We start from the raw sequence: 23,075 nt of genomic DNA, 5'->3' as shown, positions 1-23,075 counted from the left end.
CCCGGCCGGGATGCGGCATCCGCGTCTCGTCATTCCGAGGGGAACGGGTCCGGGTCGAGCGCCCACGCGGTGACGGCGACCGTCGACCCTTCGACGATGTCGAGGTCGATGGGCCACGAGCCACGTTCCATGCCGGCGGTGGGCGCCGCGTAGACCGTCTTCGTCACGAGCGCACCATGCGGTGAAGCCGCGTCCCAACCCAGGTGGGCCACGGCATAGCCGCCCGCGGGCACCTCGATGCGCTGCGGGCCGAGGTCCTGCGTCATGAACGAGCTCCCCGCCTCGATCGTGACGGCGAGGAGGTGGGCATTCTGGTCGCCGAACGCGATGTCGGGATAGCCCTCGATCACGCAGGGCTCCTCGGAGAAGTTCATGAGCTGGATCGCCAGCCCGCGGTGACCGGTGGCCGCGTCGGGCTCGCCCTTGAGCAGCGTCGCCTTGTCGCGCGTGCACCACTGCGGATCGAGTTCGCCGGATGCTGCAGCCGCCGTCGGCACCGGTTCCCCCTGCGCGTTCGGGTCGGGCAGAGCGCCGAAGGTGTTCTGCGCCTCGATCTCGCGCTGCGCGTCGACCTCCGCCTGGATCGCGTCGGTGCGTGCCTGGTCCGCCAGGACTCCGCCCGCGACGACGGCGACGACCGCGACGGCCGCCGCCGGCAGCAGCCACACGGGGCGCCGGACCCGCGTCGCCCCACCGGAGTGTGAATGTGCCGGGGCGGGCACACGGGCGACGAGCCCCGGCATCCATCCGGCCGCCAGGCCCCAGAGGGCACCCGCTGCGGCGCCGGCGCCGAACTCCCCCACCAGCAGCCCGCGCGGGCCGAACATCGCGAGCGAGCTCCACGCCGTCGCGATGTCGAACGCGAGCCCGACAAGAGCTCCTGCGGCGACGGTCGCCAGCCACGAAGCCACGAAGAGCGCGCCGGCCCTGCCCGCCAGTGTCGTGAGGAGCGCGTGGACCATCGCCACCGCGATCGCGCCGATCACGACCGCGATGACGAACCAGCCGCCGCTCTCGCCCCACAGCAGCCCGGACGGCATCACCTCGGGCACCAGCGTGCTCAGCTGGGCCGCCCCGCTCTGGATCTGCGAGAACGCCCAGCGGACGATGACGACGACAAGCCAGAGGGCGGCCGCGAGGGTGCTCGACGCGAGCAGGCGACCGGTGGAGAGAGTGCGCATCGCCTCTCATACTGGCGGATGCCGCGACCGGCGGCGGGCACGCCCGCGCCATCCGTCGCTCTCAGCGCTGGGCCGAGCCCGGGCCGTACAGCTCTGCGATCTTCTGCGAGGTGAACCAGCCGTCGTAGGTGTCGGACTTCGGCCACCCCTCCGGCGAGTCCTGCCACTCTTCCCGCCGGCCGTAGGGAAGGAGGTCGATCAGCGGGAACTCGTGGCTCAGCTGCTCCGTGCCCCGACCGCTCGTGTGCCAGGTGCGGTAGACGGTGTCGCCGTCACGCAGGAAGACGTTCACTGCGAAGCCGCCGCCGGCCGGAGCATCCATGTCGGCGCCGAACGGGCTGTCGGCGGTCGAGTACCACTCCATGCGGTTGCCGACCTTCTCGCGGTATGCAAGCGCCTCGTCGATGGGGCCCTGCGTCACGATCACGAAACGGGCGTCGTACGGCTCGAGGAACTCCAGCCGCGTGAACTGGGACGTGAAGCCGGTGCACCCGGGGCAGTGCCATTCCTTGCCCTCGAACCACATGTGGTTGTAGACGATGAGCTGGGACTTGCCCTCGAAGACGTCCGCCAGTCGCACCGGCCCGTCGTTGCCGACGAGCGTGTATTCGGGCAGCCGCACCATCGGCAGCCGTCGTCGTTGCGCGGCGATCGCATCGAGTTCCCTCGTCGCCGCCTTCTCGCGGATGCGGAGATCGTCGAGCTCACGGCGCCACGTCTCGGCGTCGACCACGGGCGGAAGGGCTTGCTGGGTCGTGCTCTGCATCGGAACCTCCGAGTGTGCGAGTGAGTATGTTCACACTGTACACATCTGGATGCCGCCGTCAAGAGGCTTCGGTCGCCGGAAGGCGATGAGCGGTTCGGTCGTCCCGCCTGCGGGGGCGCCAATCTCCGCTCCATCCTCGACATGTTCGAAGCGCTTCGATACCGTACGAGCAGTCAACTCAACGCGAACGGTCGAAGTGGACCGTCACCGAACACAACAGGAGTGCTCATCGTGAGATTCAGACGTTCCGCGGTCGGACTCGTCGTCGCGACCGGCGTGGTCGTTCCGCTCGCCGTCGCGGCGCCCGCGACCGCGGCACCGGACCGCGCGGCGACGCAGGCTTCGGCATCCGTCCCCGCCTACGAATGGTCGAACGCGGCCATCTCGGGCGGCGGGTACGTGCCGGGCATCGTCTACAACCAGACCGAGCCGGGACTCGTCTACGCGCGCACCGACATCGGCGGCGCGTACCGACTCGACCGGGCCACGGACGAGTGGGTGCCCTTGCTCGACCACGTCGGATGGGATGACTGGAACCGGCTCGGTGTACTCAGCCTGGCAACGGATCCGGTCGACACCAGCCGCGTCTACGTCGCCACCGGCATGTACACGAACGAGTGGGATCCGGAAAACGGCGCCATTCTCCGCTCGGGGGACCGCGGCGCCACCTGGGACGCCTCCCCGCTGCCCTTCAAGGTCGGCGGCAACATGCCCGGACGCGGCATCGGCGAGCGCCTCCAGGTCGACCCGAGCGACAACGACGTGCTGTATTACGGCGCCGAGTCCGGCCAGGGCCTCTGGCGCTCGACCGACGCGGGCGTGACGTTCTCGCGAGTGGACTCGTTCCCCAACGTGGGCGACTTCGTGCCTGACGCGGGGTCGGGCAACTCCTACCTGATGCAGAACCTGGGGGTGTTGTGGACCGCTTTCGACACCACGGCAACCTCTGCCGGTGAACCGACGAGGACCATTTTCACCGCGGTCGCAGACACCGACGACATCCTCTACCGCTCCGACGACGCGGGCGCCACATGGGGTCCCGTGGCCGGCGCACCGAAGGGCTTTCTTCCGCACCACGGCGTGATCGACGAGGCCGGCCGATTCCTGTACCTGACGACGAGCAGCACGTCGGGCCCGTACGACGGGTCGGACGGGGAGGTGTGGCGCTACGGCCTCGACGACGGGTCGTGGACGAACATCACACCGGCCTACCGCCCGGTGGGCGTGGACTTCGGCTTCGGCGGCCTCACGGTCGACAAGAGCGACCCCGACACGATCATGGTCGCGTCGCAGATCCAGTGGTGGCCCGACATCCTGATCTTCCGCTCGACCGACCGCGGCGCCACATGGAGCCCGATCTGGGAGTACGCGTATCCGCCCGAGGGCGGCACGACGTTCCTGTCCCGCTACGAGCAGTCGGTCGACGGGGTGCCATGGCTGACCTTCGGCAAGGACGCCGCGCCCCCGGTGCCCTGGTCGGAGCCCGCTCCCAAGCTCGGCTGGATGGTGTCGGCGCTCGAGATCGACCCGTTCGACTCCGACGAGCTCATGTACGGCACCGGCGCGACCATCTACCGCAGCGATGACCTCACCGCGTGGGATCAGCCGGGCGGCAAGATCCATCTGACGCCCGAGGCGTTCGGCATCGAAGAGACGGCGATTCAAGACCTCGTCGCCCCCGCCGGCGAGGTCGACCTCGTGTCGGCCATGCTCGATCTCGGCGGCTTCGTGCACGACGACCTGGGCACTGTGCCGCAGAGCTTCCGCGCTCCGTACTTCGGCGGAGGGACGAGCGTGGATGCCGCGGGACTCGTGCCCGATGTCATCGTGCGTGCCGGCACCGACGGCGGCGGCGCACGCGTGGTCGCGGCATCCACCGATTCCGGCGCCTCATGGACGACATCGCCTGCAGCCGACGGCGCGACCGGATCGGGCACCGTCACGGTGAACGCCGACGGTTCCGGCATCGTGTGGGCGCCCGACGGCGCGGCCGTGCGACACTCGTCGGACGGCGGCGTCACGTTCACCGACGTGACCGGGCTGCCGGCGGGCGCGCGTGTGGAGAGCGACCGCGTCGACGCGTCGCGCGTGTACGCCTTCGCCGGCGGGGTGTTCTTCCGCTCGGAGGACGCTGGTGCGCACTTCGCCGCAGTGTCGTCGGGCACCTTGCCTGCCGAGAACCTGGTGCGATTCGCTTCGACGCCAGGCGCCCTCGGCGATCTCTGGCTTGCGGGCGGGTCCGACGAGGGCGGCGTGTACGGGTTGTGGCACTCGACCGACGGCGGCTCGACCTGGACTGCGGTCGAGGGCTTCGACGAAGCCGACGCCGTCGGCTTCGGCAAGGCGGCGCCCGGAGCGCCGGGCCCGGCGGTGTACACGGCTGCCTCGCGCGACGGCGTGCGCGGCGTCTACCGCTCGATCGACGGTGGAGCGACGTGGGCGCGCATCAACGACGATGAGCACGAGTGGGGCTGGATAGGGGCCGACATCGAGGGTGATCCCGACGTGTTCGGCCGCGTCTACCTGGCGACGAACGGCCGCGGCATCGTGGTCGGAGACGACACGTCGGCGGCATCCACGCACGAATGGTCGTCGAGCGCGGTGTACGACAAGGGCGACGTGGTCAGCTCCCGTGGCGCGGTGTGGGTCGCGTCGTGGTGGACGCAGGGGCAGCGACCGGGCGCCAAGAAGAACGGCCCCTGGCAGGAGATCGCCGCGACCCCGACCGGTGTCGCGGTCTGGACCGCGTCGCGCATTTTCGACACCGGCGATGTCGTGTCGTCCGGCGGCAGCCTCTGGCGCGCGAAGTGGTGGTCGCGCGGCGACGAACCCGGGTCGTCGAAGCACGACCCGTGGGATCGCATCAGGTGAACGGCCTCAGCTGAAGACACCGGATGCCGCGGGCGCCTGTGCCCCGCGGCATCCGGTGTCGGTCGTTCTGGCTAGCATTTCGGCCATGGTCGCCCATGCCGACAAGCCCCAGCTGCACGTGGACACCGTCGTGGAGTGGGAGAACTGGCTGGAGTCCGCCCCCGATCCCGCCGGGGTTCGCCTCCGCCTCCGCAAGACGGCGACGACCAGACCGGGGATCACGTACGCCGAGGCGCTCGATGTCGCACTGTGCTTCGGGTGGATCGACGGGCAGAAGCAGGCTCTCGACGCCGACTACTTCCTTCAGGCGTTCACGCCGCGACGGCCGCGCAGCATCTGGTCGAAGGTCAACATCGGACATGTGACGCGACTGATCGAAGAGGGCCGCATGCGACCCGAGGGTCAGCGTGAGATCGATCGGGCGAAGGCGGACGGACGATGGGATGCCGCCTACCGCCAGCGCGACCGCGACCTCCCCGCGGAGTTGCAGGAAGCCCTCGACGCCGACCCGACTATCGCCGCCGCGTTCGCCGCGCAGTCGGCGCAGAACCGGTTCGCGATGAGCTTCCGCGTCGGCAACCTCAAGCGACCTGAGTCGCGCACCGCGCGCGCCGCCGAGTACGCCGAGATGCTCAAGCGCGGCGAATCGATCTACTGAGGCGGCGGATCGGCAGATCGAGTTCGCCGGACGGCGGTCTCTCCACAACGCCGCAAGCGTGGGAGTTGCCCGTTCTCCCCGGCCGCTCGGGACGCCCAGGGTGCCATGCCAGTCAATCGATCGCCGGCCGCATCATGCCGCTGTCATATGCGAGTACGACAGCCTGCACTCGGTCGCGGAGACCGAGTTTCGCGAGGATTCGGGTGACATGGGTTTTCACCGTGGCTTCACCCATGTAGAGCTGCGCGCCGATTTCGGTGTTCGACAACCCCCGCGCGATTGCTTGGAACACGTCGAGTTCGCGCGGGGTCAGACTCGCAATCCGCTCAGGCACGCCGTCCACCGGGGTGGGCTGGTTCACATACGACTCCACCAGGCGTCGGGTCACCGACGGGGCGAACAGCATCGTCCCATCCCGGGAGGCGCGGATCGCGGCAGTGAGGTCGGCCGGTGGGGTGGTCTTCAGGAGGAAGCCGCTCGCCCCGGCGCGGAGGGCGCGCAGAACGTAGTCGTCGAGGTCGAACATCGTGAGCATGAGAACGCGCGCCTCGGGTCGCGCTTCGATCACCAGCCGCACGCCCTCGATTCCGTCCACGCCCGGCATCTGCACATCCATCAACACAACGTCGGCGCGACCTGCAACCGCCTCGCGTGCTGCCGACGCTCCGTCCGCCGCCTCCCCGACCACCCGGAGGTCTGGCTGCGCGTCGATGATCGCCCGCAGCCCCCTCGTATCAGGTGCTGGTCATCGGCGACCAGCACGCGGATCGGCGATCCGTCCATCATGACTTCACCGGTTCGATCGAGAGGAATGCTTCCACCGTGAAACCCTCCGCGCGCCAGCCAGCACGGAACGCTCCGCCCACTCCGTCCACCCGCTCTCCGAGACCAGTGAGCCCGAAACCCGGCGGCTCTGCACCCAGAAAGGGTCTATCCGGGGTCGGCGCCCCGTCATCCACGACACGAACACGCAGCTGACCCGCTTCGCGTGCCACGATGACGCGCACATGCCGGGCGTTGGAGTGACGCACGACGTTCGTCAGGCTCTCTTGGACTATCCGATAGACCACACCGCCCAGGTGCGCTGGCACCGGTGCCTGCTCGAGCGTGATGTCGAGCCCGGTCCTGCGCATCCGGTCTATGAGGGTCTGGATCGGCTCGGGGCTCGCGCTCGCGAGACCCGGCCCACCGATCGCGCCGGAGTCGAGCAGCTGAAACATCACGTCGAGTTCTTCCAAGGTCTGCGCCGCGGCTTCGTCCACCGTCTTCAACGCGTCCCTCGCCGCTCCAGGCTGGCGTTCGCGCAATGCTGAAGCGGCCGAGGCCTGCATCACCATCACACCGACGGCGTGGCTGGCGACATCGTGCAGCTCGCGAGCGATGCGAAGTCGCTCCTCGCGGCGGGCCGCTTCGACGCGGGCTTCGAGTTCGGCCCGCAGCTCATCGGCGTGAGCGGAGGCAGCCCGGGCGACGCGGTCGTGAGCCGACCACTCGAACCCCGCGAACGCCGGAAGCGCAAGAAGCGCCAACGTGAACTCCCAATTCTCGGGATCATGGCGGGCGCCCCAGATAGCCGTGCCGACGGCGAGCGCCCCGAAGATCCCCCAGACCAACGGCCGGCCGGCGGAACCCGCCGACCACGCGAGCAGCACCATGCAGAAGAGGCTCCCGACAGTGGGCAGAATGCCGGTAAGCAGGGCCGCGCCCACACCGGTCGCTGCCAGACCGCAGGCGAGCGCGATGTAGCGCCGCCGCACCACCACACAGGCCGGGAGCACAACCGCGAGCGCCCAGGCGAGCGGGGTGGGCGGTCCCCACACCTGTTGCCAGGTCTCCCAGACACAGAGCACGAGCAGGGCCGTCGCGAGGAGGACATCGACTATCCACCTCCGGACACTGGAGGTTCTCATCGGTGGGTCGGCCACCGACTCAGACCGCAGGATCCCGAGCAGCCACCGCAACTCGGTGACGGCCAGGCGCCCTCGCTCGCAGACCGAATCGATGAGGCGCACGTCGAGCTCGATTCTTGCTGCTGCGGCATCGACTCGCATGCTCTCGACTGCGGCACGGAGCAGCCCCAGCGACTGTCCACCCAAGCGAGCTCGCTCGTCTGCGACGATCCGGCTGGCGAGCATCGCGGCATCCGCGGACTGCAGTTCACTCTCCGACGCTCTCGCGCGCTGAGCCTTCTGTGCGCGGAGCTGGACCACCCGGCCGTAGGCGAAAATGCACCCGGTCAAGGCGACGAAGAATGCGATCGCCTGCGGGTTGATCCACATCTCCACTGACGCGATTGCGAAGACAAGTGCGACCAGGGCGCCCTGCCAGAGCGGCGCATACCGGCCGAGCGAATACACCGCGACGAAGAGCGGCGCCAGATAGGCGGCACTGCCGGGGATCAGGCCGGCGAGTGAGAGCGCCGCGTAGACCGCCGTCAGCAACGCTCCTGCTGTGAGCGGTCGCTGCGGCATCATCATGATGAGCCCTGTCACCACCAGTGCAGCAGGCAGTCCCCACCACGTCTTGGGCAGCAGGGTGACCGCCACGGCGACTCCGCACAGCACAGCCGGAATGGCGTCCGCGAGCGAGGGGCGGCGCAGCCACATGGCGCGAGCGTACTGCGGCGAGGCTGGGACCGCATCAGACCTGGGTCGGACCCCACATCCTCCCTCACGCGTTCGCAGTCAAGACGTTCGGTCTAGACAGCCGAGCGTCCTGCCTGACGCGTCGACACGAGGACGCCAGACAAGATCACTCCAGATGCGGCTCACCCCGAGGCGCGGATCCGGAGGTAGCCATGCCACGTAGTCAATCGGTGCTTCGCTGGTTGGGAGCGATCGGAATCACGCTCGCTCCCCTCTGCATCTTCGTCATCCCAGGCCTGATGTACTCCGGCGCTTTCGAGACCAACGAGGAGCAGTTCAGAGCGATCGCGGAAGGGAGTCATGGTGGATTCGCCGGGCAGGCGGTGCAGACCTGCGGTGCGGTATTCGTGATGCTGGCTGCGCTCGGGATCGGCGGTTTCGTGATCGCGGGACGTCGCGGTCGGGCACTCGGCTTCATCGGCCTGATCGTCGGGATGCTGGGCTCGATCGCACTTCTTCTGCTGATGGGATACGAATCGGCTACGCTCCTCGCGCTGACGTCCGATGCGGACGTGAACACGAGGGTCGCAATGGCGGTGGACCTGTTCAACGAACCGTTCTTTCTGATCCTCCTGCTCGTCGGCCTCGGCGGGTACTCCCTGGCGCTGCCGATTCTGGCCTTCGCCCTCTGGCGCAGTCGCGTGATTCCGATCGTCGTTCCGCTGCTGTTCCTGCTCCCGCCGCTGTTCAGCCTCGTCCCCGTCTTCGCGGGCGTGCCCTGGATCGTGCTCAGCCTGCTCGTACTCTTGCCGTGCGTCTGGGCGAGCGTCCAGCTGATGCGCCCGGTACACGCGCGGTCGGTCAGGCGCCGGGCCAGCGGCGATGTGCCCGCTCAGGCCGGTTGACGGTGGGCGGCGGCGGTGGGAAAGCGTGGCAGCCCAGCTCGACGCCGTGTCACGGTACCGTCGCGGCGACGCACCGCGCTGGCCTGCCACGACGCTCAGGAAACTCATCACAAAAAGATAACGGCAGACACTTCCCTTCGTTATCTCGCCGTTATAGAGTGCTTGCACGGTAGTTGTTTTGCTGTGGCAGCTACCGGCATGTGATTGCAGGACACTCTTGGTGCAAGGGACAAGGGCCGGTCGGTAGCCTCTCCGACCGGCCCTTACTCTTGCCATCGGCGAATGTCTCGATCAGCCCACGAACAAGGGCCGGTCGGAGCATCCCGACCGGCCCTCGCTCATCCTCGAGTTGCTAGTGGTTCACCGCCTTCTCGGCACCGATGCCGGTGAGCGAGCGCACCTCCATCTCGGACTGCTTCGCCGGGTCTTCCGGGGTCTTGTCGAGCACGCTCACGATCCAGCCCAGCAGGAACGCGAGGGGGATCGAGATGATGCCCGGGTTCGACAACGGGAACCAGGCGAAGTCGATCGCCTCCGTCTTGAGCATCGACGTCTCGGAGCCCGACACCACCGGCGAGAAGATGATGAGCAGGATCGCCGAGGCGAGACCGCCGTACATGCTCCACAGGGCGCCCTTCGTGGTGAAGCGCTTCCAGAAGAGCGAGTACACGATCGTCGGGAGGTTCGCCGACGCCGCGACGGCGAATGCGAGAGCCACAAGGAACGCGACGTTCTGCCCGTTCGCGCCGATGCCGCCGATGATCGCGACGATGCCGATGATGACGACCGTGCGACGCGCGACCTTGACCTCCGCGCCCGGCTCGGGCTTGCCCTTCTTCACGACCGACGCGTAGATGTCGTGCGCGAACGAGGCTGCCGCCGTGATCGTGAGACCGGCAACGACCGCGAGGATCGTCGCGAACGCGATCGCCGAGATGAGGCCGAGCAGCAGCGGACCGCCGAGCGAGAACGCGAGCAGGGGTGCCGCCGAGTTCGGGCCGCCCGGTGCCGCGGCGATGACCGCCGGGCCGACGAGTGCCGCCGCGCCGTAGCCGAGCACGAGCGTGAAGACGTAGAAGATGCCGATCAGCCAGATGGCCCAGACCACCGACTTGCGCGCTTCCTTCGCCGTGGGCACCGTGTAGAACCGCATGAGTACATGGGGCAGCGCGGCGGTGCCCAGCACGAGGGCGAGTCCGAGCGACAGGAAGTCGATCTTCGCGACCTCCGAGACGCCGTACTTCATGCCGGGCTCGAGGATCGCCGGGTTCTCTGCGACGGCGACGGCCTTGTCGAGCAGCGCCGAGAAGTCGAACCCGTTGAGCGCGAGCACCCACACCGTCATCACGCCGGCGCCGGCGATGAGCAGCACCGCCTTGATGATCTGCACCCACGTGGTGCCCTTCATCCCGCCGATGAGCACGTAGAGGATCATGAGCGCGCCCACCACCGTGATCACGATCGCCTGACCGAGCTGGTCGCCGATGCCGAGCAGCAGCGAGACCAGGCCACCGGCACCTGCCATCTGCGCGAGCAGGTAGAAGAAGCAGACGACGAGGGTCGTGGTCGCTGCGGCGATGCGCACCGGACGCTGCTTGAGACGGAACGACAGCACGTCGGCCATCGTGAACTTGCCGGTGTTGCGCAGCAGCTCCGCGACGAGCAGGAGTGCCACCAGCCAGGCCACCAGGAACCCGATGGAGTACAGGAATCCGTCGTAGCCGGTCATCGCGATCGCGCCCACGATCCCGAGGAACGATGCGGCCGACAGATAGTCGCCCGCGATCGCCGACCCGTTCTGGCCGCCGGTGAACGAACGCCCAGCGGCGTAGTAGTCGGCGGCGGTCTTGTTGTTCCGGCTCGCGCGGAACACGATGACCATCGTGACGGCGACGAAGGCGCCGAAGATGGCGATGTTGAGCCAGGGCTCACCGGGCGATGTGCTCGCCGCTGCGAAGTACCGCATCAGCGTGACTCCTCGTTCGTGAAGGTGCCGTTCTGGAAGGTGCCGTCCTCGATCCCGTCACGGATCTCAGCGGCGAGGGGGTCGAGACGGCGGTTGGCGTAGTGCACGTACCAGGTGGTCACGGCGAAAGTGGTGACCACCTGCGCCATGCCCAGCACCATGCCGATGTTCACGCTGCCGAAGACCGGGGTCGACATGAAGTCGTGCGCGTACGTCGCGAGCAGCACGTACGCGAAGTACCAGACCAGACACGCGCCCAGCACGGGGAAGACGAAGCTCCGGTGCGTGCGTCGTAGTCGTTGGAACTCGGTTGACGATTGGACCGCGCCGTAGTCGACCTCTGCGAGGTCCGTGGCGGCACGCGGGGCTTCGTTGCCCATGGCGTCTCTCCTTCGAGGGGGGTTCGGCGCGCCCGTCGGCCGCGCCGCTGCGTTGACAGTGGCACCATGCTCGCGCTCGGCCGGCTGCGCGAGGGACGCACGCCGCTCGTCGTCGGTGAACGGCGTCCACCGTGCGACGAACGGCGGATCGACGACGACGAACGACGGCTACGCTGGCGTGCATGCCCGAGTCGATGCTGCTCGCCGCTGCCGCCGGCGTCGTCGCCGGGGCACTCGCGGTCGGCGTGGTCGTCCTCCTCCGGCGCATCGTCGTCACTTCGAAAGACCTCGGGACGGATGTCGAACAGGCGACGTACCAGACGCTCCACCTCGCCAGCAGGGCTGCCCAGCACCTGCGTGGCGGCATCGCCGAAGGCGACGCGACGCGGGCCGGGCGGCATCTCCGCGCGCTGCTGGGGTGCGAGTCGCTCGCCCTCGTCGATCGCGCCGGCCACGTGACCGTCGAGGGCGACGACGCCGTGCGTGCGGTCGCCGGTCGGCTGGCCGCCGAGGCGCGCACTTCAGGACGGTCGCAGCTGCAGCGTCGCACCCGGATCGGAGAACGGGAGATGGATGCCGTGGCAGCGCCGATCCTCGCGGGTGGTGCGCCCGCGGGGGCCATCGTCGCGTTCGCGCCTCGCGCACGAGCCGGCCTCGTGCGCGCGACCGGAGAGGTGGCGGACTGGGTTGCCGCCCAGGTGGAGCTCGGCGAGCTCGACGCCTCGAGAGCCGCGCTCGCCGAAGCCGAGGTGCGCGCGCTGCGCGCCCAGATCAGCCCGCACTTCATCTACAACTCGCTGAACGCGATCGCGTCGTTCATCAACACCGACCCGGCGAAGGCACGCGAGCTCGTGCTCGAATTCGCCGACTTCACCCGGTACTCCTTTCGTCGGCACGGCGACTTCACGACGGTCGCCGAGGAGCTGCGCTCGATCGACAGCTACCTCAAGCTCGAGCGCGCGCGATTCGGCGACCGTCTGAAGGTGACGCTGCAGATCGCACCCGAGGTGCTCTCGACGGTCGTGCCGTTCCTGTCGATCCAGCCTCTCGTCGAGAACGCGGTGCGGCACGGGCTGGAAGGGAAGGAGGGCGGCGGGCGCATCACGATCGAGGCCTCCGACCAGGGGGCGTTCGCCGAGATCAGCGTCGAGGACGACGGCGTCGGCATCGACCCGGCCGCGTTGGAACGCGCGCTCGCCGGCGGTGCGCCGGGCGAGCACGTCGGGCTGCGCAATGTGGACGCTCGCCTGCGCCAGGTCTACGGCGACGAGAACGGACTCGTCGTCGAGACGAATGTGGGCGCCGGCACCCTGGTGCGGATGCGGGTCCCGAAGTCGCAGCCAGGTCGCATGACGGCGGCGTCCGGTCCGGATCGCGCACCGGCCAGCCCCTCTCCCGTGCATGCGGAGTGGAGGCGGCACCCGTGATCTCCGCGCTCATCGCCGATGACGAGCAGCCCGCGATCGACGAGCTGGCGTTCCTTCTGAGGCAGGACCCTCGCATCGGCACCATCCATCAGGCGTCGTCGGGCGCCGAGGCGATCCGCCTGCTCACGCGCGAGCCCGTCGACGCCGCCTTCCTCGACATCCACATGCCCGGTCTCAACGGTTTCGACCTCGCCCGCGCCCTGCAGCGGTTCGAGCGCCGGCCGGCCCTCGTCTTCGTGACCGCCGACGAGGACAGCGCGCTCGAGGCCTTCGACCTGGCTGCGGTCGACTACCTGCTGAAGCCCGTGCGCACCGAGCGACTGCACCGCTCGATCACCCGCATCGTCGAGGCGATGAAAGCCCAGGCCGCACCGGCGACGGATGCCGCAGCATCCGCGCAGCCCGAGATGATCGCCGTCACACTGGGCGGCACGACGCGCATGATCCGTCGAGACGAGGTGCGGTACGTGCAGGCCCAGGGCGACTACGCGCGACTGCACACCGAGGAGGCGAGCTATCTGGTGCGCGTGCCGCTGTCGGACCTCGAACGGCAGTGGTCCGACGCGTTCGTGCGCATCCACCGCTCGTACCTCGTCGCCATACCGCACCTCGCTCGCCTCCGGCTCGGCGGCGACCACCCGAGCGTCGTCGTCGGCGGTGCCGAGCTGCCGGTGAGCCGGCGCCTTCTGCCCACGCTGCGGGAGCGGCTCGAGTCGACGACGCTCCGGCCACGGCCATGACGCCGACGCCCTCCATCGGTGGCGCGGGCGGTCCGTCCGATGCCGGCCCGCACGGCGTCGGATCCCCGGATGCGGCGGGCTCCCCCAACGCCGCCCGCCCCTCGCCTGCTGCGCCGCCCGCGAGCACCGCCGCGCCGCCGTCGCCCGCTCGCGTACGCGTCACCGCGCCGCGGGCAGGATCGCCCGCGGCGTCCGGTCGAGGGGTGCCGCGCAACGACGCCGATGCACCCACGAGCGACATCGCCGGGGTGTACGTGCGCTCGCTGATCCGTTCGCAGCTGCGGCTGGGGATCGTGTTCGCCGTGGGGTTCGCGGTGGCGACCGCCCTGTTCGTGCTCGCGATCGCGCTCGTGCCGCAGCTCGACACCACCTTCGTTGCCGGCGTGCCGCTGTCGTGGCTGCTGCTCGGTGCAGGCGTCTATCCGCTCGCCATCACCGTCGCGGCGCTCTATGTGCGCGCGGCGTCGCGCAATGAGGCGCGGTACCGATCGCTGACGGAGGAGGAGTGAACCCCGCGGTCGGCTACACCGCGATCGCCGCCGTCGCGGTCGCGTCGGCGCTGATCGGGTTCTACGGCCTGCGCGTCTCCCGCACGACGAGCGACTTCTATGTGGCGAGCCGCACGGTGCGGCCGTGGTGGAACGCCTCGGCGATCGGCGGCGAGTACCTGTCGGCGGCGTCCTTCCTCGGCATCGCGGGCCTGATCCTGCTCACCGGATCGGCGGGCATCTGGTTCCCCATCGGCTACACGGCCGGGTACCTCATGCTGCTGCTCTTCGTCGCCGCGCCTCTGCGGCGCTCGGGCGCGTACACGATTCCCGACTTCACCGAGGCGCGGCTCGAGTCGGTGTGGGCACGCCGCGTGACGAGCACACTGGTCATCGTCATCGGCTGGTTCTACATCGTGCCGCAGCTGCAGGGTGCGGCACTCACCGTGCGGATCACCACCGGGCTGCCCGCCTGGGTGGGCTCTCTCGCCGTCGCGGTGATCGTCGCGGTCGTGGTCGCCGCAGGCGGCATGCGCTCCATCACCTTCGTGCAGGCGTTCCAGTTCTGGCTGAAGCTCACCGCGCTCGCGATCCCGGTGGTGGCGATCCTGCTGCTGGTGGGCGACGTTCCCGCCGCCCTGCCGCCCGTCGAGGCGTTCCCGGCGACCGCCGGGCCCGGAGACCTCGAGATCTACCGGACCGTCTCGCTCATGGTCGCCCTGCTGCTGGGCACGCTGGGCCTCCCCCACGTGCTCGTGCGCTTCTACACGAACCCGGACGGCGTCGCGGCACGGCGCACGACGGTGATCGTGCTCGTGCTGCTCTCCGTCTTCTATCTGTTCCCCACGGCGTTCGGGTTCCTCGGCAGGGCGTTCGCGCCCGACCTCGCTGACTCCGATGACGCCGATGCACTCGTCCTGCTGCTGCCCGGCCGGCTGGTGCCCGGGCCGTGGGGCGACGTGCTCACGGCACTCGTCATCGCGGGCGCGTTCGCGGCGTTCCTCTCGACGTCGTCGGGCCTCGTCGTCTCGCTCGCGGGCGTGATCAGCCAGGATCTGCTCGGCGGCAGCGTGCGAGGCTTCCGCATCGCCGCCGTGCTGTCGTCGTTCGTGCCGCTCGTCGTCGCGCTGGCGACGGAGTCAGCCGGCCTTGCCGGCAGCGTGGGCCTCGTCTTCGCGTTCACCGCGTCCACGCTGTGTCCGGTGCTCCTGCTCGGCATCTGGTGGCGCGGGCTGACAGCGCGCGGCGCGATCACGGGCATGCTCACCGGCGCGGTGCTGTCGGGTGTCGCCATCCTCGGGGGTGGGATCGTCTCGGCGTGGCTGCCCGCGCTGCGTCCGCTCCTCGAGCAGCCCGCGGCCTGGACGGTGCCGGTCGCGGTGCTCGTGATCGTGCTCGTCTCACGCGGCGACCGGCGCGGGATCCCGCGCGGCACCGACCTGTTCCTCACGCGGCTGCACGTGCCGGAAGCGGCACGCCGCCGGCACGGCCTCGAGGGCTGAAGGTCAGACCCCGCCCCCGCCTCCCCCGCCTCCGCCACCACCGGCCGAACCGCCACCCGACGAGCCTCCCGACGACGACGAGGCGGAGGCCGACGACGACAGCGTCGAGATGCCGGCCGAGAACGCGGCCGCGTGGAAGCCCGACGACCCGGCGTACCAGCCGGGCGAGTTGCCCTCGCCGTACAGCACGGCCAGCTCGTCGGCCCACTTCTTCTCCTGGCCGAACACGACGGCATAGGGCAGCAGGGTCTCGTACAGCTTCAGCTTGACGCGCGGGTCGGAGACATCGATCGGCACCCGTTCGGCGCCCTGCGGCGACTGCAGCATCCGGATGCGATCGGCCTCAGCCCAGTCGATGAACTCCTTCAGCCCGAAGAGGTGGTCGCGCACCTCGGCGCCGGCGGCGGTGAGCGGCTTGCGCGACACCAGGCCGGCGACCACCAGCACGACGAGCACCGCGCCGATGATGAGCAGGATCGGCACCACGGGTGTCACGAAGGCCACCAGGGCGCCGATGCCGAATAGCAGCACCAGCACCGCAGACACGATCGCGATCACCACGGGCCACGCTCGCACCCGCGCCGGCACGGCACGGCGCAGTCCGCGCGTCGACAGCTCCGCCGTGGCGGCCTTCAGCACCTTCTGCGCCGTCGTCGAGAAGCGGGTGTCGGTGCGACCGAACTCGAACTCCTCGCCCGGCGTGCCGGTCGGGAAGAGGCCGGGAAGCAGCATCCGTCCGTCCCCGTCAGCGAGCGATGGGTCGACGAGCACGGCCTTCAGCTTCGTGCCGCCGAACAGTTTCGCCGGTCCTTCTTCGATGCGGATGCTGCCCACCACCGCCTGCTCGAGCACCTCGGCCGGGATCGCCTTCGTCGTGTGGCCGAGCAGCACCGCGCTCTCGAGAGCGTCGATGCCGCGCGGCGGGGTGTACTCGGCGATGATCACGGGGCGACCGGGCTCGTCGCGCAGATGCCGCGCACGCCCGACGGCGGCGAGCACCACGGCGGTGCCGAGTCCCAGCAGCGCCACGACCGCCTGCAGCCAGCCCCACGGCGAGGAGAGGTACCCGGGGTCGAACTCCGTGAACGTGTCGGGTTCGAACCCGATGGCGATGGTCATCGTCTGGAACGGCTGCACCTCTGAGACGGATGCCTCGACCGCGCCGTCGACGTCGGCGATGGCGCACGTGCGCGTGTCGTCCTGGTAGCCGACATAACAGGACTGCGCACCGGTGCGCGCGGCATCCACCCCGTCCGACATGGAGACGCGTGCCGTGACACGCCCGAACGACTGCGGCCAGGCGGTGCCGTTCACGTCCCAGTAGAACTCGTCAGAGCCGGTGTTGGCGAAATACCGCGTGACGTTCTCGAGGGTGTACGTGAAGACATAGGTCTGGCGGCCGTGGACGAAGCCGTCCGCACGAGACGTCATCGAGAAGAGACCATCGTCCGCCTCGGTCTCGGCCTCGCGCGGCGCACCGTTCTCGTCGGTGATCGAGACGAGCTGCGGGTTCAGCGGCGCGCCCTGGTAGGAGTCCGGGATCTGCCGCCGCATGCCGTGGTTCTGGTCGAACTCGGGGAACAGCGCCACGAACGTCTCGACGACGGTCAGCGTGCTGGTGCCGTCCTCGGCGCGACCGAGCTGGTACTCCACATCGAGGCTCTCGAACGAGAAGTCATCGACGTCCGCACGAGCCGGGGCGGCGCCGACGCTCGCCAGGAGCAGGCCGATGAAGACGGCGAGCAGCAGCCCCACGATCCGCCCCATCACCCGCGGGGGGCGAGGGCGGCGCAATGCGGAGACCGAAGACGACATACCGCCAGCCTAGGGTCCTCGGCCTGCCCTACTCTTGACGATATGACCGACCGCCGTCTCGCCATCGACGCCTGGGAGAGCCTCTTCCGGGCCCAGCACGAGGTGTTCGGCGACATCAACGGCGACTTCGACGACGAGCAGCTGAGCCAGGCCGAGTACGACGTGCTCCTCACCGTCACCCGCTCCGACGACCTGACCGCGCGGCTGCGAGACGTGACCGCGAACATGCTCATCAGCCAGCCCAGCGTGTCGCGCCTGGTGGACCGCATGGTGGCTCGCGGACTGCTCACGAAGTGCGCGGATCCCGACGACGGGCGCGGGGCGCTCGTGCACGCGACGGATGCCGGGGCATCGCTGTTCCGCCGCATCGCCAGCGCCCACGGCAAGGCCATCGCCGAGCGGATGTCACTGCTCTCGGACGAGGAGCTCTCGCAGCTGCGCGAGCTCACGGCGAAGCTGCGGAAGAAGCAGCCCAGCTGCTGATCATTCCCGGTCGCTGAGCCGTTCCCGGCCGCTGAGCCGCTCCCGGTCGCTGAGCTTGTCGAAGCGCCCTTCGACAAGCTCAGGGACCGGCAGCTGGGGGATCCGGCGCCTAGGCGGTGCGGCGCCGGAGCGTGAGCGACGCGAGGATCAGCGCGCCGACCGCGAACGCCACCACGACCAGGAGCGGTCCGAAGACGTCCCACCCCTCGTCGCCTGCGGTGACGGCGTTGATGGTGTCGATGGCGTAGCTCAGCGGCAGCACCTTCGAGATCTGGTAGAGCGCCTCGGGCATGTCTTCGCGTGGCATGAACAGGCCGCCGAGGATGATCTGCGGGAACACGATGAGCGGCATGAACTGCACCGCTTGGAACTCGGTGCGTGCGAAGGCGCTCGCGAGCAGCCCGAGTGCCGTGCCGAGGATCGCGTCCACGACGGCCACGAGTCCCAGCTGCCAGAGCGGCCCCTCGACCTCGAGGCCGCACACCCACACCGCGAAGGTGACGGTGATGACGGCCTGCAGCGTCGCCATCAGGCCGAACGCGAGGCCGTAGCCGAGGATGAAGTCGGCCTTCGCGATCGGGGTTGTCATCAGGCGTTCGAGCGTTCCCGACCGGCGTTCCCGGAGCGTCGTGATCGAGGTGATGAGGAACATCACGATGAACGGGAACAGCGCCAGGATCGGACCGCCGAACTGGTCGAACACCCCCTCCTGGTCGCTGAACAGCCACGCGAACAGGCCGACGAGAAGGCTCGGCGCCACCAGCATCAGGACGATCGATCGCGGATCGTGGCTGAGCTGGCGGAGCACCCGCCCGGCCGTCGCGAGAGTGAGCATGCCGTTCACGGAGCGCTCTCCTCATCCGAGGAGGGCTCAACGGGCGGGCGCTCCCGCTCCGGGACAGGCGAGTGCGGGTGCGCCGCCTGCTCACGCGCCTCGCGGCGGGTGAGCGGGTGCGGTTCGTCGGTGTCGTCGGCTGACGCCTGGGCACCATCGGACTCATCCACAGCCCGAGCCGCATCCGGTCGCTGAGCTTGCCGAAGCGCGTCCCGTTCGATCAGCGCGAGGAACGCGGCATCCGGATCCGCGGTCCCGGTGTCGGCGAGCAGAACGTCGGGCGTCGTGTCGGCGATGATGCGGCCCGCGCGCATCAGCACGAGGCGGTCGCACCGCAGCGCTTCGTCCATGACGTGACTCGAGACGATGAGCGTCGCCCCCGCGTCGGCGAGACCGCGGAAGACCTCCCACAGCTCGGCCCGCAGCAGCGGGTCGAGGCCTACCGTCGGCTCGTCGAGCACCAGCAGCTCCGGCGCACCGAGCATGGCCACGGCGAGCGAGACGCGGCTCTCCTGTCCACCGCTGAGCGAATCGATGGTCTGATCGCGCTGGTCGGCGAGGCCCACCTGCTCGATGACGCGGTCGACGTCGCTGTGCCGGGCGCCGACGAGCCGGGCGAAGTACCGCAGGTTCTGCTGGATCGTGAGGTCGCCGTACACCGACGCCGCCTGCGTGTCGTACGCCACGCGCCGGCGCAGCGCCCGCGATCCGCCGGGTTCGCCGAGGACGGTCACGGTGCCGTCCTCGATCTTCTGCACGCCCACGATCGCGCGCATCAGCGTCGTCTTGCCGCAGCCCGATGGCCCCAGAAGCCCGGTGATCTGCCCGCGCGGGATGTCGAGGTCGAGCGCGGTGAAGACCTCGGTCTTTCCGCGCCGCACGTGCAGATCGCGCACGCTGACGGCGTCCATGCGCTCAGACTAGACCCGCGTCACCAGCGGTTGTGGACCTCTTCCGCCCACCCGAGGATGCCGTCGAAGCGCACCACTTCGCCGGCGGGGACGGCGTACGTGCCTGCCCAGTGGCCGAAGCACTGGTCGGTGCGCGAGGCGACGACGCCGAGGTTGGTGCGGGTCACCTTGTCGTAGAAGGGCGTGAAGGATGCCGCAAGCCCGCCGCCCGTGAGCCGCCAGGGCCTCCGCCAGTCGGCGATGTCGTACTCCCAGTCCAGCTCGTCGTGGATCTTGTGCAGTCGTCCGTCGATCAAGACGGCGTTCTCGGTGGAACCGGTGCCCTCGGTCCACCTGCCGCCCACCTGGATGCCGATGGTCCGGCCGTCCGAGATGCCGGAGCCCGCGCCCCAGTTCCAGCGGATGTCGTACGGCCAGCGGCCACGGCCGTGGTCGAGCACGGCCCACGACTCCCCCTCCGGAACGTCGTAGGTGGCGCCGTCCACGGTGACCGACCCCGAGGCGGGGCGGGCGACGTCTTTGACCGTGTACTGGAAGCGCGTCCTGCTCCAGGGCACCACGACGGCCAGGCGCTCATGCCCCGCGGGCAGCGCGGCGAACACGTCGAACGAGGCGTCCGGGATCCGTGCCTGCAGCCGGGTGCCGCCGACCTCGGGCACGACGTCGATCTTCAGGTCCTGGGCCCGAGCCCGCGCCGGCCCGCCCTCGACCTGGGCCGGCAGCTCGACGTCGTGTGCCGGGAGGACGGTCGCAGCTTTGCCCCAGGTGCGCTCGGTCGCCCGGTCGAACACCCACACCTCGTGCACGGCGGCGTAGTCGAGCGACGACACCGTCAGCGCGAGGATGTGCGTCGGCGTCGTGACGTTCCAGTACTCCCACCGCTTGTTGCGCCCCCGTCCGCGGCGGATGCCGGACGTGTCCACGATCGGCTGGCGCGCCCAGCCGATCGCGTCCGGGTTCACGCGGCCATTCGGCAAGGTCAGCGACACACGCGCGGTGAGCTCGCGCTCGGTCATCCCTGATCCTGGAGCGACGGCCGCCGCCTCCGCACGCGGTGCGGAGGGTACGGCGCCCGGCGGGAGCGGGACGCGCGCGGGCGAGGGAGATTCTGCGGGCATCGGCGTCCTTGCTGACGGTCCGGGTGAGGTGGTTCGATCCTAGGCGGCCGTAGTGTGGGCGCCATGCACACGCGCACGCAGGCGAGGCTGCAGGTCGTCGCCGGTCCCATGTTCGCCGGCAAGTCCGAGGAGCTGCTGCGTCGCGTCCGCCGCGCGCGCATCGCCGGGCTGTCGGTCGAGGTCGTGAGTCACGCGCTCGACCACCGCCGGGGCGAGGGCCAGGTCAGCTCCCACTCGGGGCTGAGCGTGCCGTCGCGGTCGGTGCCCGATGTCGAGACGCTGGTCGGCTCGGTGCACGGCCGCGGACTGGATCTGGTCGCGGTCGATGAGGCGCAGTTCTTCGGCTCCGGCCTCGTCGCCGCCGTGGATGAACTGGTCGCCGAGGGCATCGATGTGGTGGTCTCCGGCCTCTGCGTCACCTTCGACGGGCGGCCCTTCGAGCCGCTGCCGGAGCTCATGGCGATCGCCGAGGACGTGCTCAAGCTCACGGCCGTCTGCGCGGTGTGCGGCGAGGACGCGGCCTTCCACCAGCGGCTCTCGTCGGCCGACACCGGCGATCCCCTCATTCCGACGACCGAGCAGGTGGGAGGCATCGAGTCGTACCAGGCGCGGTGCCGCCGCCATTTCACAGGTGCCGCGCGCCCGTAGCGGCGCAGAACGACGGATGCCTCGTCCCGGCCGGGACGAGGCATCCGATCTTCTTCGCGGAACTATTCCGCGCAGAGCCGCGCGACTACTAAGCGCTGCGGTGTTCGCTCAGAACGAACACGGCCCGCTTTTCAGCACTCGATGACGTTGACCGCGAGCCCGCCTTCGCTCGTCTCCTTGTACTTGTGCGACATGTCGATGCCGGTCTGCCGCATGGTCTCCACGACGGCGTCCAGCGAGACGTAGTGCGACCCGTCGCCGCGCAGTGCCAGCCGGGCCGCCGTCACCGCCGTCGATGCCGCGATGGCGTTGCGCTCGATGCACGGGATCTGCACGAGGCCGCCCACCGGGTCGCAGGTGAGGCCCAGATGGTGCTCCATCGCGATCTCTGCCGCATTCTCGATCTGCCGGTTCGTGCCGCCCATCACTGCCGTCAGTCCCCCGGCCGCCATCGCGCAGGCCGAGCCGACCTCGGCCTGACAGCCGCCCTCCGCGCCTGAGATGGACGCGTTGGCCTTGAACAGCGAGCCCAGCGCGGTGGCGGTGAGCAGGAAGCGACGGATGCCGCGGCGACGGTTCGCCTCGGCGACCTGCTCGTCGTTCCAGTGCGCCGACTCGGGGGCGGTGGCACCCTGACCGGGGTAGCCGAGCAGGGCGCTGCCGACGAGCTCGCCATACGGGGTGACCGCATTGCCCGCTCCCAGACCGGAGTCCGCCAGGAACCGCCACCAGTACATCGCCACCGCGGGGACGATGCCGGCGGCGCCGTTCGTCGGGGCCGTCACGACACGTCCGCCCGCGGCGTTCTCTTCGTTGACGGCGAGCGCGAAGGCTCCCAGCCACTCACCCGGCAGCTCTCGCCGACCGTCCTTCTCTGCGGCCTCGAGCTGCGCGCGGATGGATGCCGCGCGGCGCTTCACGCCCAGCATGCCTGGCAGCACGCCGCCGGCGCCGAGGCCCGCCTCGACGCAGGCGGCCATCGCGTCCCAGATGCGATCGAGCCTCGCGGCGATCTCGTCGTCGGGACGCAGCGACTCCTCGTTGATGCGCGCGGCCTCGGCGATCGTGATGCCGCGCTCGTCGCAGAGCGCGAGGAGCTCCTCGGCACTCGCGAAGTCGAGGGGAAACCCGTGCGCGGACGATCCCCCGCCGTGCGGGGCCGACTGGTCGCCCTCGCGGCGGATGAACCCACCGCCGACCGAGTAGTAGGTCTCGCGGGCGAGGAGTCCGGCATCCGACACGTCGACGAGGGGTGCGACGGACGGGGCTCCGGTCTCGCGCAGCCCTGCCACCGCGGTGGGGCGCGCGGGTCCGTCATCGGGAGACGCCCACGCTTCCAGCGTCATCGCGTTGGGATGGCCGGGCAACCGCGTGCGCGGCGCGAAAACGACATCGCCCCGGGCGAACGGCACGGTGCGGATGCCCGCGAGTTCGAGCGACTGCCCGTCGGGCCAGGCGCTCCACGCCGAGCGGACAGCATCCGGATCCACCGTCTCCGGCTCCAGCCCCCTCAACCCCGCCACGACCGCGTCCGGGGTGCCGTGGCCGATGCCGGTGGCGCCGAGCGATCCGTACAGCGTGCAGGTGACGCGCCCCACCCGGGGCAGCACGCCGGCCTCGCGCAGGCGGACGACGAAGTCGTGGGCGGCCCGCATGGGTCCGACCGTGTGGGAGCTCGAGGGTCCTACGCCGATGGAGAACAGCTCGAACGCCGAGACGTAGGCGTTCATCGCCACCAGGCTAACGCGGTCGCCGGTGCGATCTGCCTGCCGTTACCGAGTCGTGAGGGGCAGGAT

At 69.8% G+C, this 23,075-nt stretch carries 20 protein-coding genes; 9 read left to right on the top strand and 11 right to left on the bottom strand.

Features of this window, described 5'->3' with window-relative positions; genetic code table 11:
* Positions 1 to 29 precede the first annotated feature (29 nt).
* Complete coding sequence (locus NCG93_RS17165; protein WP_194412961.1) at positions 30 to 1,181, bottom strand: DUF4232 domain-containing protein; 1,152 nt, start codon at positions 1,179 to 1,181, stop codon at positions 30 to 32.
* Positions 1,182 to 1,242: 61 nt separating this feature from the next.
* Positions 1,243 to 1,947, bottom strand: coding sequence for a DUF899 domain-containing protein (locus NCG93_RS17160; RefSeq protein ID WP_194412960.1), 705 nt, complete (start codon positions 1,945 to 1,947; stop codon positions 1,243 to 1,245).
* A 231-nt stretch (positions 1,948 to 2,178) separates the two neighbouring features.
* On the opposite strand from NCG93_RS17160, the gene NCG93_RS17155 reads away from it, so the two are divergent.
* Positions 2,179 to 4,818: a carbohydrate-binding protein gene (locus NCG93_RS17155; RefSeq protein WP_194412959.1), complete on the top strand. Its 2,640-nt coding sequence runs from the start codon at positions 2,179 to 2,181 to the stop codon at positions 4,816 to 4,818.
* An 85-nt stretch (positions 4,819 to 4,903) separates the two neighbouring features.
* Positions 4,904 to 5,476, top strand: a complete 573-nt coding sequence (locus tag NCG93_RS17150) for a YdeI/OmpD-associated family protein (protein ID WP_194412958.1) — start codon at positions 4,904 to 4,906, stop codon at positions 5,474 to 5,476.
* A 112-nt stretch (positions 5,477 to 5,588) separates the two neighbouring features.
* On the opposite strand, the gene NCG93_RS17145 is transcribed toward NCG93_RS17150, so the two are convergent.
* Positions 5,589 to 6,164, bottom strand: a complete 576-nt coding sequence (locus NCG93_RS17145; RefSeq protein WP_308212197.1) for a response regulator — start codon at positions 6,162 to 6,164, stop codon at positions 5,589 to 5,591.
* A gap of 94 nt (positions 6,165 to 6,258) precedes the next feature.
* Positions 6,259 to 7,917 (bottom strand): sensor histidine kinase, encoded by a 1,659-nt coding sequence (locus tag NCG93_RS17140; protein ID WP_194412957.1) that lies wholly within the window; start codon positions 7,915 to 7,917, stop codon positions 6,259 to 6,261.
* A gap of 554 nt (positions 7,918 to 8,471) precedes the next feature.
* Here NCG93_RS17140 and NCG93_RS17135 point away from each other — a divergent pair.
* Positions 8,472 to 8,966, top strand: coding sequence for a hypothetical protein (locus tag NCG93_RS17135; RefSeq protein WP_194412956.1), 495 nt, complete (start codon positions 8,472 to 8,474; stop codon positions 8,964 to 8,966).
* A gap of 352 nt (positions 8,967 to 9,318) precedes the next feature.
* Here the strand turns inward: NCG93_RS17135 and NCG93_RS17130 are convergent, their stop codons facing one another.
* Together NCG93_RS17130 and NCG93_RS17125 are read right to left on the bottom strand one after the other, a co-directional pair.
* On the bottom strand, positions 9,319 to 10,932 hold the full coding sequence (locus NCG93_RS17130; RefSeq protein ID WP_194412955.1) for a monocarboxylic acid transporter: 1,614 nt from the start codon (positions 10,930 to 10,932) through the stop codon (positions 9,319 to 9,321).
* Positions 10,932 to 11,312 carry a DUF485 domain-containing protein gene (locus NCG93_RS17125; protein WP_194412954.1) on the bottom strand — a complete coding sequence of 127 codons (381 nt, stop codon included), beginning with the start codon at positions 11,310 to 11,312 and terminating at the stop codon, positions 10,932 to 10,934. The genes NCG93_RS17130 and NCG93_RS17125 overlap by 1 nt, the downstream gene beginning before the upstream one ends.
* A gap of 182 nt (positions 11,313 to 11,494) precedes the next feature.
* Between NCG93_RS17125 and NCG93_RS17120 the strand changes: the two genes are divergently transcribed.
* From NCG93_RS17120 to NCG93_RS17105, 4 genes are read left to right on the top strand one after another with little or no spacing between them, the layout of a single operon-like run.
* Positions 11,495 to 12,739: a sensor histidine kinase gene (locus tag NCG93_RS17120; protein WP_194412953.1), complete on the top strand. Its 1,245-nt coding sequence runs from the start codon at positions 11,495 to 11,497 to the stop codon at positions 12,737 to 12,739.
* On the top strand, positions 12,736 to 13,479 hold the full coding sequence (locus NCG93_RS17115) for a LytR/AlgR family response regulator transcription factor (RefSeq protein WP_194412952.1): 744 nt from the start codon (positions 12,736 to 12,738) through the stop codon (positions 13,477 to 13,479). Before NCG93_RS17120 ends, NCG93_RS17115 begins: the two co-directional genes overlap by 4 nt.
* Positions 13,476 to 13,988: a DUF485 domain-containing protein gene (locus NCG93_RS17110; RefSeq protein ID WP_308212194.1), complete on the top strand. Its 513-nt coding sequence runs from the start codon at positions 13,476 to 13,478 to the stop codon at positions 13,986 to 13,988. Before NCG93_RS17115 ends, NCG93_RS17110 begins: the two co-directional genes overlap by 4 nt.
* Entirely contained in the window at positions 13,985 to 15,469 is a 1,485-nt protein-coding gene (locus NCG93_RS17105; RefSeq protein WP_194412951.1) for a sodium/solute symporter, read from the top strand. Before NCG93_RS17110 ends, NCG93_RS17105 begins: the two co-directional genes overlap by 4 nt.
* Positions 15,470 to 15,472: 3 nt before the next feature.
* Here the strand turns inward: NCG93_RS17105 and NCG93_RS17100 are convergent, their stop codons facing one another.
* Positions 15,473 to 17,284 carry a DUF2207 domain-containing protein gene (locus tag NCG93_RS17100; RefSeq protein ID WP_194412950.1) on the bottom strand — a complete coding sequence of 604 codons (1,812 nt, stop codon included), beginning with the start codon at positions 17,282 to 17,284 and terminating at the stop codon, positions 15,473 to 15,475.
* Between the two features lie 42 nt (positions 17,285 to 17,326).
* Between NCG93_RS17100 and NCG93_RS17095 the strand changes: the two genes are divergently transcribed.
* Positions 17,327 to 17,767: a MarR family winged helix-turn-helix transcriptional regulator gene (locus NCG93_RS17095; RefSeq protein ID WP_194412949.1), complete on the top strand. Its 441-nt coding sequence runs from the start codon at positions 17,327 to 17,329 to the stop codon at positions 17,765 to 17,767.
* A 109-nt stretch (positions 17,768 to 17,876) separates the two neighbouring features.
* On the opposite strand, the gene NCG93_RS17090 is transcribed toward NCG93_RS17095, so the two are convergent.
* Genes NCG93_RS17090 through NCG93_RS17080 form a run of 3 tightly spaced genes read right to left on the bottom strand, consistent with a single transcriptional unit; the run spans position 17,877 to position 20,529 of the window.
* On the bottom strand, positions 17,877 to 18,611 hold the full coding sequence (locus tag NCG93_RS17090; protein ID WP_194412948.1) for an ABC transporter permease: 735 nt from the start codon (positions 18,609 to 18,611) through the stop codon (positions 17,877 to 17,879).
* The gene (locus tag NCG93_RS17085; protein ID WP_194412947.1) at positions 18,608 to 19,513 is read right to left on the bottom strand and encodes an ABC transporter ATP-binding protein; all 906 of its coding nucleotides are present in this window, start codon (positions 19,511 to 19,513) and stop codon (positions 18,608 to 18,610) included. Before NCG93_RS17085 ends, NCG93_RS17090 begins: the two co-directional genes overlap by 4 nt.
* 20 nt (positions 19,514 to 19,533) lie before the next feature.
* Positions 19,534 to 20,529 (bottom strand): DUF2804 domain-containing protein, encoded by a 996-nt coding sequence (locus NCG93_RS17080; protein WP_194412946.1) that lies wholly within the window; start codon positions 20,527 to 20,529, stop codon positions 19,534 to 19,536.
* Positions 20,530 to 20,694: 165 nt separating this feature from the next.
* Between NCG93_RS17080 and NCG93_RS17075 the strand changes: the two genes are divergently transcribed.
* Positions 20,695 to 21,279, top strand: a complete 585-nt coding sequence (locus NCG93_RS17075; protein ID WP_194412945.1) for a thymidine kinase — start codon at positions 20,695 to 20,697, stop codon at positions 21,277 to 21,279.
* A 131-nt stretch (positions 21,280 to 21,410) separates the two neighbouring features.
* Here NCG93_RS17075 and NCG93_RS17070 read toward each other — a convergent pair whose 3' ends face one another.
* Positions 21,411 to 23,009, bottom strand: coding sequence for an L-serine ammonia-lyase, iron-sulfur-dependent, subunit alpha (locus NCG93_RS17070; RefSeq protein ID WP_194412944.1), 1,599 nt, complete (start codon positions 23,007 to 23,009; stop codon positions 21,411 to 21,413).
* Between the last annotated feature and the right edge of the window lie 66 nt (positions 23,010 to 23,075).

It is taken from the genome of Microbacterium yannicii (assembly GCF_024055635.1).
Classification (GTDB): domain Bacteria; phylum Actinomycetota; class Actinomycetes; order Actinomycetales; family Microbacteriaceae; genus Microbacterium; species Microbacterium yannicii.
The sequence above is the reverse complement of the archived record's forward strand: the minus strand, read 5'-3'. Positions and strand labels throughout refer to the sequence as shown.